This window comes from Paenibacillus baimaensis, from assembly GCF_025567575.1.
On record NZ_JAOQIO010000084.1, the window covers coordinates 633,400 to 647,525 of the forward strand.

The 14,126-nt window shown below is 46.5% G+C and carries 13 protein-coding genes and 1 tRNA gene; 8 read left to right on the plus strand and 6 right to left on the minus strand.

The genetic code is table 11. The annotated features are described in order from the left end of the window. Positions 1-78: 78 nt before the first annotated feature. Positions 79-396, minus strand: coding sequence for a hypothetical protein (locus OB236_RS22025; RefSeq protein ID WP_262685901.1), 318 nt, complete (start codon positions 394-396; stop codon positions 79-81). 105 nt (positions 397-501) lie between these two features. Here OB236_RS22025 and OB236_RS22030 point away from each other — a divergent pair, with 105 nt between their 5' ends. Next, positions 502-717, plus strand: a complete 216-nt coding sequence (locus tag OB236_RS22030) for a hypothetical protein (RefSeq protein ID WP_262685902.1) — start codon at positions 502-504, stop codon at positions 715-717. A 37-nt stretch (positions 718-754) separates the two neighbouring features. Here the strand turns inward: OB236_RS22030 and OB236_RS22035 are convergent, their stop codons facing one another. Continuing rightward, positions 755-976 carry a hypothetical protein gene (locus OB236_RS22035; protein WP_262685903.1) on the minus strand — a complete coding sequence of 74 codons (222 nt, stop codon included), beginning with the start codon at positions 974-976 and terminating at the stop codon, positions 755-757. Between the two features lie 327 nt (positions 977-1,303). Here OB236_RS22035 and OB236_RS22040 point away from each other — a divergent pair. From OB236_RS22040 to OB236_RS22060, 5 genes are all read left to right on the plus strand, one after another. Beyond that, a tRNA-Leu gene (locus tag OB236_RS22040) sits at positions 1,304-1,388 on the plus strand. A 275-nt stretch (positions 1,389-1,663) separates the two neighbouring features. After that, positions 1,664-1,846 (plus strand): protein YhfH, encoded by a 183-nt coding sequence (gene yhfH / locus OB236_RS22045; protein ID WP_262685904.1) that lies wholly within the window; start codon positions 1,664-1,666, stop codon positions 1,844-1,846. Between the two features lie 128 nt (positions 1,847-1,974). Further along, complete coding sequence (locus OB236_RS22050) at positions 1,975-3,312, plus strand: DRTGG domain-containing protein (RefSeq protein ID WP_262685905.1); 1,338 nt, start codon at positions 1,975-1,977, stop codon at positions 3,310-3,312. A 185-nt stretch (positions 3,313-3,497) separates the two neighbouring features. After that, positions 3,498-5,219: an arginine--tRNA ligase gene (gene argS / locus OB236_RS22055; RefSeq protein ID WP_262685906.1), complete on the plus strand. Its 1,722-nt coding sequence runs from the start codon at positions 3,498-3,500 to the stop codon at positions 5,217-5,219. 234 nt (positions 5,220-5,453) lie between these two features. Then, positions 5,454-5,651 carry a YqzE family protein gene (locus OB236_RS22060; protein WP_076229243.1) on the plus strand — a complete coding sequence of 66 codons (198 nt, stop codon included), beginning with the start codon at positions 5,454-5,456 and terminating at the stop codon, positions 5,649-5,651. Positions 5,652-5,842: 191 nt separating this feature from the next. Here the strand turns inward: OB236_RS22060 and OB236_RS22065 are convergent, their stop codons facing one another. From OB236_RS22065 to OB236_RS22075, 3 genes are all read right to left on the minus strand, one after another. Beyond that, positions 5,843-6,775 carry a hypothetical protein gene (locus tag OB236_RS22065; protein ID WP_262685907.1) on the minus strand — a complete coding sequence of 311 codons (933 nt, stop codon included), beginning with the start codon at positions 6,773-6,775 and terminating at the stop codon, positions 5,843-5,845. A gap of 158 nt (positions 6,776-6,933) precedes the next feature. Beyond that, on the minus strand, positions 6,934-7,968 hold the full coding sequence (locus tag OB236_RS22070; RefSeq protein ID WP_262685908.1) for a YqhG family protein: 1,035 nt from the start codon (positions 7,966-7,968) through the stop codon (positions 6,934-6,936). Further along, positions 7,965-9,761 carry a DEAD/DEAH box helicase gene (locus OB236_RS22075; protein WP_262685909.1) on the minus strand — a complete coding sequence of 599 codons (1,797 nt, stop codon included), beginning with the start codon at positions 9,759-9,761 and terminating at the stop codon, positions 7,965-7,967. The genes OB236_RS22070 and OB236_RS22075 overlap by 4 nt, the downstream gene beginning before the upstream one ends. A gap of 155 nt (positions 9,762-9,916) precedes the next feature. On the opposite strand from OB236_RS22075, the gene OB236_RS22080 reads away from it, so the two are divergent. Beyond that, positions 9,917-10,762, plus strand: a complete 846-nt coding sequence (locus tag OB236_RS22080) for a lipoate--protein ligase family protein (RefSeq protein ID WP_262685910.1) — start codon at positions 9,917-9,919, stop codon at positions 10,760-10,762. 93 nt (positions 10,763-10,855) lie between these two features. On the opposite strand, the gene dat is transcribed toward OB236_RS22080, so the two are convergent. Next, positions 10,856-11,689: a D-amino-acid transaminase gene (dat, locus tag OB236_RS22085; protein ID WP_262685911.1), complete on the minus strand. Its 834-nt coding sequence runs from the start codon at positions 11,687-11,689 to the stop codon at positions 10,856-10,858. A 313-nt stretch (positions 11,690-12,002) separates the two neighbouring features. Between dat and OB236_RS22090 the strand changes: the two genes are divergently transcribed. Continuing rightward, positions 12,003-14,126 (plus strand): adenosylcobalamin-dependent ribonucleoside-diphosphate reductase (locus OB236_RS22090; RefSeq protein ID WP_262685912.1); only part of this gene is annotated, 2,124 nt, incomplete at its 3' end.

A 14,126-nucleotide genomic window follows, 5' to 3' on the forward strand; every position in this document is an offset into this window, starting at 1 on the left:
CGTATTTGGGTACGATCCATAGTAGGGAAACCTATTCTCCTTGGTGGGAATAGGTTTTTTGTTGTATCAGCATACTGGTTATTGTAGAGGCAGAATGTTCATGTTCTTGATATGGGCTTTGGTTTCATCTGTACCGAGCTCATACAGCTTGCTGTAGATCTGAGAGAGATAATAATCAGCCACGTCATTTTCTTTGTCATTATGGTACAACCGGATAGGGATGTGTGCCCTGAAAAAAGTATCGTCTTGTGCGTCCTCGGATTCTTCGAATAGCTCTTGCAATTGGTCGATCTCCTCTTCGGTGGCCAATATCTCAAAATCAAAATTACCGATGGTTTCTTGTGGTTCTAGTATCTCGCTGGAGCCAACGGTCACATAATATTTTTTTTTGTCCAAGTCAACATTCTCCTTTGATGGGTTCATGTAGCGTGTCCTGTTTATTGTGTGCTCGGATTGGTGTATTCTATACTTAATGACGGATGTAAGGGAGGCGTACAAATCATGATTAGTGAAGAGCAGTTGGATCAATACCGCATAGACGGCACAAAGCTTCGCGTGGTCAGGGATGCTGATCCGAAGAATGATGTTCGGGGGATCGTGGTCGCCTGGGATGACGATACAGTGGCCATCCGTAAGCAGAATCGTAATGTCGTGAAGCTGAACCGTAAATATCATTATCAGCCCTACACGGAGGAGCGCTATAACGAATGGCTATAGATACGTCGTCTAATCTGAGTCATAACGATCCGATGCTCTAATTCTTAAAGGACCCGATAATAAACAGCACACCTAGCGCGGCCAGCATGCCGATGAAAATGAGCAAAATTCCGCTAATGAAGGCAAAAGCGCCGGGTATTAGCAAGCTAACTACCAAAGTAATACCGATGACACATAACAAGCTGTGAAATGACATCCGAATAAAGCCCCATATAAATAAAGCAGCAGTAATGCCGATCATCAACTGAAGCAGTACCATATATATTCGCCCCCTTCTTGACTATTATATGGAGCCTGTATGCAAACATGATGAATGTGTCATACGAATTTAAAAGCCTGCATAGGATACATCAACAATGTATGGAATGCGGTATGATTCTCTATATGGAAACAGGGGGGCGGGGGCATGTCGGACAATGGCTCAGCGTTAAAAGGAACCATATTCGGACTTTTGTTCACGCTTCCTATCTGGATTGTTGCTGGATGGTTAGTGTGGATTTGGTGTAAATGAACCTGTTTACAAAAAAATTAAAAACAACGTTGACATCAGTAATATATCGTGATATATTATCTCTTGTCGCTACAAGCGGTCATGGCGGAATTGGCAGACGCGCACGGTTCAGGTCCGTGTGGGCTAACCCCCCGTGGAGGTTCGAGTCCTCTTGACCGCATCATATGTACTGAAAAACCTTCGATTCATTTTGAAGGTTTTTTTGTTGTTTCAACATGCACATACTTCACTTGATTCATATTCGAAATTAAAAAAGGCAGACGAATGAGTAAATTCGATCTGCCTTTTTTACATTGTTATACAACAAAAAAATATATGTAAAACAGTATTGTACAGATTGAGTTTTTGTTATACAATAAAAAAATAAAATATAAACTGTATTAATACAGTGTTGGCTTGTAGGATCAATGACTATTTATTAGGGAGATGGGATGGATGTTGGTTAATTCAAGCACTTTTTATGAATCGCTTCCTGATAAATGCTGCTCGAAATGCGGGGAGAAGCTGGAAGAGCTCGCTGACTGTTATTACACCGTATGTTATGCGTGCACAGAAACTACCTTTTATCCGTTATCACCGGTCTATTTGACCCTTAATTACCCAGCAGTGAAGGAATAATGTAGGGACGGTCATGATTGATGTTGAAGGCAGTTCTTTTTCCGAATGTGGAAAGGAACTGTTTTTTTGTGCTGTTATCGTATAATATAAAAACAGAGTGATACAGCGGTAGCGTGAGGTGAAAAAGCATGAACGAGGATAATCAGGAGTTTCTCACTAAACATCAACAAATTGTTCAATATATAGAAGAATTAAGTGTTGGCACGCGCATTTCGGTTAGAAAGGTCGCTCAAACGCTTGAAGTAAGCGAGGGAACTGCATATCGGGCTATTAAAGAAGCGGAAAGCTTAGGTATCGTCAGCACGAAAGATCGGATCGGTACGGTTCGCGTGGAGAAAAAAGAGTATTTGAAAATCGATAAACTGACGTTTGCCGAGGTCGTGAATATTGTGGATGGCGAAGTCATTGGTGGAGCCAAGGGACTGCATAAATCGTTACATAAGTTCGTCATTGGAGCGATGCAGCTCGAAGCGATGAAACGCTATATCGATCCGGATAATTTGTTGATTGTCGGTAACCGAACGCAGGCTCATGTGTATGCATTGGGGCAGGGGGCAGGCGTGCTGATTACGGGGGGGTTCCATCCCTTGGATGAAGCCAAAGAGCTGGCAGATGAGCTGGAACTTCCTATCATCGTTACTAGTTATGATACTTTTACAGTGGCTACCATGATCAATCGGGCCATTGACGATAGAATGATTAAAAAGAAAATCATGCTGGTTCAAGACATACTCAGAACGGATCCAGATACTCCAGTGTATGTCCTCCATGCCAAAGATAAGGTATCGGATGTGCAGCAATTAATAGAAGAGTCAGGACATACGCGTTTCCCTGTAGTCGACGAGCAGTACAGACCTATCGGGATGATTACGACGAGAGACGTATGGGGCTCAGAGCCAGATCAAACTGTCGATCAATTCATGACTAAAAATCCGCTGACGATCGAGTCGCAAGCCTCTGTTGCTTATGTCAGCCACACGATGGTGTGGGAAGGGATAGAGCTGCTGCCAGTAGTCGGAAAAGACCGTAGAATGATTGGTGTCATCAGCCGTAAAGATGTATTAAAGGCGCTTCAATTTGCACAGACACAGCCGCAAAACGGGGAAACCTTTGAAGATCAGCTCTGGTCCAGTGTGGAGAAAATGCGTGACAAGAACGGACAATTGTTCTATCGCCGAACGATATCAGCACAAATGACCAATCATGTCGGTATGGTATCAGAAGGATTAATGACAACTTTGATGAGTCAGGCTGCCATGCGTATAGTTAAAGAAGAGAAGAGGGGAAACCTGATATTGGACAGCTCATCGAACTTTTTTCTGTTGCCTATACCCATCGATAGTGTGATTGATCTGGTTCCTAACATTATTGAGCTTAGTCGAAGATACTGCAAGATCGAGGTTGAAATCTACTGTGAAGGATCCCGTATGGCCAAATCGATGTTCACTGCTCGTTTGGCTGATTAAGGCTGAAAGGGTTCTTGTTACTTTGCTGCTTGACTCGATTTTTGCGGATAGCTATAATGTTCATAGACAATTAACGGTATTTTGGGACTGAAGTCTAACAAGCACCCCGTCCCGGGGTGCTTTATTGCATACAAGGCAGTTTCATCGTTGGACAAGCAGTTGTTGTAGAGAGGGGCATATCATTCATGGATTATAAGCATTTGTTAGCAACACAATTAGGCTCACAATTAGAGGGCGTAGATGAAGCGACGATCATGGAACTGATCGAATACCCACCGAATCCGCAAATGGGGGATTTGTCGATGCCATGCTTCAAGTTCAGCAAGCTGCTGCGCAGAGCGCCGCAAGCGATAGCTGAAGAGCTGGCTGCAAGCTGGAAGGAGCATCCGGCCGTTCAGCGGGTAGAAGCGGTTGCAGGGTACTTCAATGTATTTTTACAGCCTGGGCATCTGGCATCGAGTGTAATTGGCGAGATTCTGGAGCAGCAGGATCGCTACGGATCGCAAAATATCGGACAGGGCCGTAATATCGTCATCGATTTTTCATCACCTAATATTGCAAAGACGTTTCATATTGGACATCTGCGTTCAACGATGATTGGCAATGCAATCTACAAGATTCACGAATTCTTAGGTTATCATTGTGTGGGTATCAATCATTTGGGTGATTGGGGTACGCAGTTCGGCAAGCTGATTGTCGCGTACAAGCTATGGGGAGAACAGGCTACCGTTGAAGCAGAAGGCATTGGAGAGCTTCAGCGTTTGTACATCAAGTTCCATGATGAAGCGGAGCAGAATCCTGAGCTGGAAAATGAGGCGCGTCTGTGCTTTGTTCGGTTGGAGCAAGGTGATGAGGAAGCGATTAAGCTATGGAAATGGTTTGTGGAGATCAGTCTTAAGGAATTTGAAAAAATGTATGAGCTGCTCGGCGTGAAGTTTGATGCGTACACGGGCGAAAGCTTTTATAATGATAAAATGGCTGCTTTTGTTGAGGAGCTGAAGGCTAAGAACCTTCTTGAAGAGGATGAAGGCGCGCAATTGGTGCGTTTGGATGACTACAATATGCCACCAGCCTTGATGATCAAAAAAGATGGCGGTACCTTGTATCATACTCGTGATGTGACCGCGGCTGTCTATCGCCAGGCCACCTATGATTTTGAAAAATGTATTTATGTGACTGACGCCGGGCAAAGTCTTCACTTCCAGCAGTGGTTCAAGGTCATCGAGCTGATGGGCTACGATTGGCATAATCGTCTTGTGCATGTGCCTTTCGGCAAGGTTAGTCTTGAAGGTGCGAAGCTCTCTACGCGTAAGGGCAATGTGATTCGACTGGAAGAGCTGCTTACGCAGGCTATTGAAAAAACGAGTGAAATCATTGAGCAAAAGAACCCGGATCTGGACAATAAAGCTGCGATCGCCCAGGAAGTAGGCGTGGGTGCCATTATTTTTAGCGATTTAAGCAATAACCGGATCAAGGATATTGTCTTCTCATGGGAGGAAGCATTGAATTTTGAGGGTGAGACTGGACCCTATGTCCAGTATACCCATGCCAGAGCGAGCAGTGTGCTGCGCAAAGCTGGAGAGCGAGTAATTGGCGAGGAGCTACCATTGAAGCTGGAGAATCATGCTGCCGACCTGCTGGTAAATGCCTCCGAGCAAGCCCTGTTGAAACAGTTGTATGTATTCAAGGAACGTTTGGAGCAATCGGCGCAGAAGCTGGAGCCTTCTGTAGTCAGCCGTTATTTGGTTGATTTGGCGCAGAGTTTTAACCGATTCTACCATGACAGCCCGATACTGATTGAGGATGCAGCTCTTCGACAAGCAAGATTGGCTTTGGTAAGATGTACACAAATTACGATTCGCAACGGGCTAACTTTAATTGGGTTGAAAGCACCGGAAAAAATGTAATTCAGTACGCAGTAATGAAAAAGTAGATAGATACATGTGTTGGTGAGAGCCTGCAGAGGGATAAGATGATAAAGTAAACGTCATTGTCACTCCTTGCAGGCTCTTTATTCTGGCAGCTTTAGGATGTCAGCAAATCCATGCAGTGATGGAGACTTATATCAGGATGTTCCCTTTCTTGAGAGGTTTGTAAACAGACGATCCCGGTTACACTTGAAATACGGGGGTGACTGAGGTTTGGCACAGGGTGAAGAATGGGTCACATACGTTACAGAGAAGCTGCTGGATTATGTGGAAACCCCAAGAAAAATTCGCAAGCAAACAAGAGCTATTCACCGGAAGGTACGTGAGCCCTGGCCGTATCGTTGGTTTGGAATGGTACCTTATGCAATAGCAATGTGGCTCAAAGGGCTGCTTAATAAGAAAAGCTTCTGATCGAAGCCTATTCGAGGAAGATACATCCGTGTTTTAAATGTAGCTTTTCTTGCAATATCAGAATATTCAGCTCTGCTGAAAACTTATACATTCTGATATTATAAAAAATGAAAAGCTTCTTGCCATCCTGATCGACTGGGAAGTCGATTACAGCAGGTAGGAAGCTTTTCTATATAGAGGAGGAGAATAACCTAAGGGGAGGATCGGAAGAGGTTTCCAGATTGGGATAAGAAGGAGTAGGGAATCGCACGATGCCCATCCTGTTCCAGCAGTAGAAATGCTTCATCATTGGACCATTGATGGAAGCCGATAACTGCGGCTACCATGCGTATTTTGGTTTGGTAAAGCTCTGTCGTGTAGGTTAGCCTTCGCTGCTGCTGAAGCTCACCTTGAAGCTCAGTAAAGGATGTGAAGCTGGCGGATACAACTTGTATCCACGGAAGCTTCTCATAAGGGTCAAAGGAAGGAATTGCCTGTCTCTGCTTTATCGTATGCTCGGAAAGCAAGGACGTGTCAGCAGTGTTTGCTGGATCGGTATTTTTCTGAAGAAGGTCAATCTGATCAATGGGCAAGGATTCTCCGGTGATGGCATCCAGGTAATAATAAGTACCACCAGATTCTACAATCCACAGGGCATATAAAGGATTCACGTACCAAGGCTGAACTGTATAAGAGCTATGTATAAGTTCGAGCTGTACCAGTGAACGGTACAGAGTTTGCAGGCTGAACAGCGGCTTCCCGCCGCTGCCGTATTCGGTAAGCTGGTACTTGTTGGGATTAGCCGGATCGGCAGCGTGAATGACCATATAGCCAGCATCACGACCATCAGATTGTATGAGGACAATCCAGCCGTGTGTTCCGGGTCCGAGTGAGTAGCCCGACCAGGTTGCTTGCTTCCACGCGCTGTAGCCTGGTTCAGCTGACAGCTGCTTCATCCATTGCTGGACAGCTTCCATGAAGGAAGGTGCCTGCACAATACTATTGGAATCAGGCGGGGTCTGCATGGCAGCGGGTACAGGCACGGTCTGGGCAGCTAGCGGCAATGCGGCCGAAGAGAGTGAAGATGGGAGTGAAAGGCTTGTCCATAGCAGTAACGAAATGACCCATAGTTTTGCTTTATCCATAAATTCACCTGCTTTCTAGATGTCCTCGTGATATTCGACATCTCCTGTTGCTTCGCTATGCATCTATTGTACTGAATATGTGTTAATTATTTTGTTACAACCTGTATCTCAAATAAACAAAGTTTGTTACTTATTTTGCTGTCACGTAGCACAATACGTCATCTACTGTGTATGCCCACTGTTTGTAAATGAAAAAGACCGCAGTTGATGACGGATATCATGATGCGCGGCCGATACTGCCATTCGATTTCCTGTCTCCGGTTCGTATACTGCTGTTCAATATCAGACTTGTGCTCAAGCTCAGTGCTCTGGATTAAGGGCTTGTAGTAGCTGTCAATGCGGTCTATTTCCTCCTGCAGGCGGCTGCCTGCTTCTTCTGCCCATCGATGATCATATCCTCGCAGCAGCTGTTCCAGGTGCTGCTCCAGATACAGGACAGCGCGTGCCAATGTAATGGTATCCGGATTCAGAAATACGTGTGCAGGCAAACGAGGTGTTAACTGCCTGGTTAGCAGCAGCTCTTGAAAGTGTCTGCGAATTTCGCCAGTACCCAAATGAATGCCGAGTGAATGGATCTCGCTTCGCTTCATATCACAGGCCAATTCTACCTTGAAATTGACTTGCAGCCAGTTCTCATAGGCGGAGGTAGTACGTGATTTGGGTTGATCCGGTATAAACTGCTCATACAGGTGAACAAATTTACCTTTACTGCGGACAACATCAAAAAGCTGCAGCAAGCGACGGCTCCCGAAGGTGACCTCATCCTTAGGAATCCTTGCGGTGATCTGGGTGGGGACAAATCCAAAATATCGCCCAAGGATGCTGTCCGGCTGCGGCTGTGGTTGTGGCGATACGGGACTGCCAGTTGATGGTACCGCAGCAGCTGCAGATAGGGATACCCCACCAGAAGTAACATATCCGGCAACGGCCTGCGGTTGTTGATTCGCAGCTGGTTGTGCAGACTGGGTTACTGCCTTGTGCGCATCGGGATCAAAGATAAAGGTGCAAGTCATGGTCTCTGGTACAACTCCGGTTCGCTCCACAAAGCTCCAATAATAAGGGCGGAAGGTAAGCTCCTTATCGGCTGAAGGGGAAAGCTTGGCGGTGACATAAGCCGGATGCTTTTCGATAATATCGCACTTCTCGGCTTGCAGGAAACGCATAACGAACCGTTCAATCTGCTCAGGTTTCATGGAAGCACCTCCGTGTCGTGGATGATCGGTTGTCCTAAGGCATCGAGAATCATGGTGAGCGGAGCGGCATCCTGCACCTGCTGGAGGGCCTCATTACGAATAGACGAGATCGAATGTCCCAGTTCATCAATGTGACGACGAATCTCCTCATCGCTGCGGGAGGTTAATATCATTTTGGCTAGATGGGTTTCTAGCGTTTGTGTTTTGTCAAAGCGTTCCAATATCGTATCCAGCTCACCGATTACGAGCTCGAACATGTTGATTTTTTCATGAAGCAGCGACAAAATATATTGTTCTATCGTTCCTTCTGTGGCCAAATTGTAGATATGTACATCATGTGTCTGCCCAAGCCGATGCACACGCCCGATTCGCTGCTCAACCCGCATTGGATTCCATGGCAAATCAAAGTTGATCATGTTATGGCAAAACTGCAGATTGATCCCTTCACCGCCTGCTTCTGTAGCGACAAGCACCTGTGCCCGATTGCGAAACAGATCCATCATCCAATCCTTTTTGCCACGATTCATCCCACCTCTGTAAGGTACTGCAGAGAATCCGTGTTCCTTTAAATAGTGCATCAAATATTCCTGTGAAGCGCGATACTCGGTGAAAATAATGACTTTATCGTTGATCTCCTTAATGAGCTCGATAACGGCCTCTGCCTTCGTATTTGCTTTGATGCTGCGGATCAGCTCGATCAGCTCCCAAATGCGGGGCCGTGCTGGGGAATCCTCAGGTGTTTTTTTAAACATGTTCACAAGTGTAAGGAATACGGCATCACGACTGCTGCATACCTCCCTTTGAAGCGTTACCAGTGATAAAGCACTGCTGAAGTCGCCGCCTGAATCCTCAAACCGCCCTTTTACGAATGCAGTCACGCCCTCGTAAAGCGCTTGCTCCTGCGGTGACAGCTTTAATGTCAGGTTCCGGACAACTCGTTTTGTAAAATGAATATTGCCGTCACTGCGGCGATTGCGGATCATTACCTTGGACAGCTCGTGCTGAAGCTGATCTTCGTTTTTGGGAATGCGTTTATCGACTACGTAATTGCTCTGAAAGCTGCTTTGTCCGCCTAATTGACCTGGCTTTAGCAGGGTGATGAGGTTGTAGAGCTCCTTCAGATCGTTTTGCACGGGAGTTGCGGTCAGCAGCAGACAATATTTTTTGCGCAGCTCGGTAACGAACTGGTAATTGGTCGTCTTTTTGTTCTTAAGCTTGTGAGCTTCATCAATTATGAGCATGTCGTATTCGAGACCGAGTACGATGTCTCGATGCGGGTCCCGTTTGGCGGTGTCCATCGATGCGACGACAATGTCGGCCTGCTCCCACATGTAGGCTTTTTTGTGGGCAACCGCAGGGATTGCAAATTTCTGGTTCAGCTCACGAACCCATTGCAGTACGAGAGAGGCTGGTACCAGAATAAGCACTTTTTTGACGAGACCCCTGATGATATACTCTTTTAAAATGAGACCAGCTTCGATGGTTTTACCCAATCCGACCTCATCGGCAAGAATCGCACGGCCGCGCATCTCGGTCAGCACTTTTTTGGCGGTATCGATTTGATGGCTCATTGGAGTCACATTCTGAATGTGCACAAGGCATTGAAGCTCGTCAAAGCTCGAAATCAGGCTGGCCTGTTCAGCTTCATAGGCAAGCTGGTACAGTGTCCAATCATCCCATGGCCCGTTGCGCATCGCTTTCGTGTGTAGTTCTTCAAACCAGTCACGTCCAAAATGCAGCTGGACATGGTCGTTAAAGGGACGTATATATTCGTTAGGGCCGGATGGTTGCACAGGTAGTGTCTCCTTTCATGCTTCTCGTTCGGAAGAACCTTGGTAGAAGGCTAGCATTACGTAGTAGTATGGACGAAAAGAAGCACTTTCATAACTAGTTCGGATGCATTATGATAGTGGGTAGCACTAAATAAAGCTCAAGAGGAGGCAGGAATATGACTAAGCAATGGCGGTTTCTTTCATCAGGCAGGCAGCATCCTGCTTATAATATGGCAGTGGATGAAGCAATATTGACGGCTCATAGTGAAGGTAAGGTGCCGCCAACGGTACGATTCTATGGCTGGGATCCGGCTACACTGTCGATTGGTTACTTCCAACGGGCAGCTGAGGAAATCAATTTTGAGCAATTAAAGCAGGAAGGTTTGGGATTCGTTAGACGTCCGACGGGAGGGCGCGCGGTGCTGCATGATCAGGAGCTGACCTATAGTATTATTGTGGCTGAGAATTATCCGGGCATTCCACGGAGTGTGACTGAGGCCTACCGGGTTCTGAGTGAAGGGCTTGTGCTTGGCTTTCGCAAGCTGGGACTGGATGCCGAAATGGTACAGCTGGCAAGTGAAGACGATAAGCGCAAATATGAGTCGATGGGGTCAGCGGCTTGTTTTGATTCTCCATCCTGGTACGAGCTGGTTGTCGAGGGACGTAAAATCGCAGGCAGCGCGCAAACGAGGCAAAAGCAGGTGGTGCTGCAGCATGGGTCTATTTTGCTGGATATGGATGTGGATCAGCTATTTCGGGTGCTGTTATTCAGAAGCGAGCGATTGCAGGAGCGGCTGCGGCAGCAATTTGTACATAAAGCGGTAGCGATCAATGATCTGTGTCGCGATCTTGGAAGAGCTGTTGTAGCATTGCCTGAAGTGGAGGATGCTTTTCGAATCGGTTTGGCCGAAGGCTTGGGAGTTGAGCTAGTGGAAGAAGGGTTAACGGATTACGAGAGAGCATTGGCCGAGCAGCTAATGGCAGATAAATACGCTAATGAAACATGGAACCTCCGGAGATAATAGGCTTCGGAGGTTTTTTTTGTTTTTTCTAGCAAAAGCTGTTTTAAATATACAAAGTTCAGGGTAAATACAAGATTAGAAGTTATTAAAATCCTAAGCCAGTCCGATGTGCTTTCTGAAAGCTTGCTGCAGTTGACGCGTGATCGGTCCAGGCAAGCCTTGAGCAATAGGGACATTATCAATGGATATCACAGGGGTGATTTCAACGGTGGTTCCGGTTATGAAAGCTTCCTCTGCGAGCTTTAATTCATCTAATAGGAATGGAGTTTCGTGTACTTCCAGTTGAAGCTGTCGAGCCAGCTTAAGGACGACATCGCGTGTAATCCCATGCAGGATCAGGTTGTTCGCCGGATGGGTCCACAGCTCTCCATTCTTAATGAGCATGAAGTTGGAGGCGCTGCATTCCGTAATGGTTCCATTCCGATGCCAAATAACATCGTCGGCTCCACGGTCCAGTGCATCCTGCTTGGCCATTACATTGGGTAGTAAATTCAACGTCTTCAGATCACAGCGAAGCCAGCGAATATCGTCAGCAGTTACGGCGGTTATCCCTTGATCCATCTTATGTATAGGGCGCTGCATCTCCGTGGTGAACGCCATCAGGACAGGCTCGGGTTGACTCGGAAAAGGATGTGAGCGCAGGGCACTGCCTCGTGTTACTTGTATGTAGACAGTACCTTCCTGCAGATGGTTAAGTTGAATGAGCTCGATCAGCTTTTCATGAAGCTCCTTGATGCTGTATGGCAGGCAAATACGGACATCTGCTGCGCTTTTTTCCAGTCTGCGGTAATGCCCCTCGGCTTCAAACAGCTCTCCGTTATATACGCGGAATACCTCATAGATTCCATCTCCAAAGTAGTATCCGCGATCATCAGGCGATATGGCTACTTCTTCTTTTGGTACAAATTGATGCTGATATAAATACAATTGAATGCCTCCTAGCGAATGGGAACATGTGTTTGATTATCTGGGCGTAATATGGTAAATTAGAAATAACCCTTACCGCAACGGAATAACCGGAATTATCCTTATGAATAGGGTATCAAGGAGATAGGCAGAAGTCAACGAATGAAAAACCTCGATAGAAAGAGAAAAATTAAGCAAAAGCCGCCGCATCTTGTCCTAACTGCTGTATTTCGTCATCACCCTATTAGAAAAACTACATATAGTGAACTATAATGATTCATACATACTACATATTGTGTTTTAATTGTATCTAATTCCTCGGGAGGTTATTACTTTGAATAAAATCGAAAGCTCCAGACTCCACGGTTTAAGTGAAAAAATCTTTCTTGACCGCTACGCCTTGAAAAATGCGGATACGAGTATGACTCAAGTCGGTGATACCGTGCTGGTTCTGACCAAGGACGATCCCAAATTTCCAGCAAAGGAAGTTGGCGAGATCGTTAGCAGGAACGGCAGCCAGGTAAAGGTGAAGCTCCGTAATGGAGAACTGGTCGATTCGACTGTAGAAAAGCTTACCTTAACTATTGAGAAAACGCCGGAGCAAATGTGGGACCGTCTCGCATCGGCAATGGCTTCTGTAGAAGCAACTCCCGAAAAAAAGACAGAGTGGACAGAGAAATTCAGAGCTTTATTGGACGATTGGAAGCTAGTTCCCGGTGGACGTATTGCTGCCGGCGCTGATGCCAGTGATGAGCTTACCTTGTTTAATTGCTATGTCATACCTTCTCCCCATGACAGCCGGGGTGGTATTATGGCTACGTTATCGGAGATGACTGAAATCATGGCACGAGGCGGGGGTGTCGGAATTAATTTGTCGTCATTGCGTCCACGGCGTGCGATCGTCAAAGGTGTCAACGGATCATCGAGCGGAGCCGTCTCTTGGGGAGGATTATTTAGTTATGCTACGGGTCTCATCGAGCAGGGAGGCAGTCGTAGAGGGGCTTTAATGCTGATGATGAATGATTGGCATCCGGATGTAGTCGATTTTATTACGGTGAAACAGACGATGGGGCAGATTACGAACGCCAATCTATCCGTATGCGTCAGCAACGGTTTTATGAAGGCCGTAAAGGAGGATCTGGATTGGCAGTTGGTTTACCCGGATACGAATGACCCTGATTACGATACCGTCTGGAATGGCGATCTGGATAAATGGAAAAAGCTCGGTAAGCAGGTTCATGTGCAGCGTACGGTCAAAGCGCGTGAAATATGGCACACTATCATGGAATCCGCCTGGAAGTCGGCAGAGCCAGGTGTTGTTTTCATGGAATATTACAACCAGATGTCGAACAGCTGGTATTTTAATCCGATCATTTGTACAAATCCATGCGGTGAGCAAGGGCTGCCAGCCTGGGGTGTATGCAATCTGTCAGCAATCAACCTTTCCAAGTTTTATGATGAGCAGAAGCAGGATGTCGATTGGGCTGACCTGGGTAGAGTCGTGCGTCATTCCACACGATTCCTCGACAATGTCATCGATAAGACCCCTTATCACTTCGAAGAAAATCGAATTAATCAGCAGGGAGAACGTCGTGTAGGTTTGGGTACGATGGGTTTGGCTGAATTGATGATCAAGCTGCAAATTCGTTATGGAAGCCCGGAATCATTGCTGTTTCTGGATCAGCTGTACGGTTTTATGGCCAAGGAAGCCTATTTGGCTTCAGCCGATATTGCTGCGGAAAAGGGAAGCTTCGAGCGCTTCGAGGCCGAGCCCTTTCTGCAAAGCGGGTTCATGAAGACGATGACGAGCGTTTATCCCGAGGTGGGAGCGGCGATTCAACAAAAAGGTATGCGCAATGTGACCGTAATTACGCAGGCCCCAACAGGAAGTACAGGTACAATGGTTGGCACTTCGACCGGAATCGAGCCCTATTTTGCATTCGAATACTACAGGCAAAGCCGGCTTGGCTTTGACAAGCAATTGGTACCGATAGCACAGGATTGGAAAGATGCGCATGCTGAAGAGGATCTTCCGGATTATTTTGTAACCTCCATGGATTTGTCAGCTGAAGATCATATCAGGGTCCAGGCCGCGATACAGAAGTGGGTGGACAGCTCGATTTCCAAAACAGCAAATTGTCCGGCGGACTTTACGCTAGAGGAAACGAAACGACTTTATGAGCTGGCCTTTGATTTGGGCTGCAAGGGTGTAACGATATATCGTGATGGAAGTCGTGACGTACAGGTGCTTTCAACAGATAAGAAAGAAGAGAGCAAGGGGGCGCAAGGAGAGAAGGAAGCGGTTGTGCAGGGAGAACAAGCAAATGCAGAACAAGCGCAGTCAGATAAAGTTCAACCAGAACCAACAAGACAGCAAGAGAAAGACAAAGCGGCGGCTGGAGGTTCTATCGAGGTTGAGAAGTCCCAAGTGGCATACGCACCAACCACGACCAGTGGG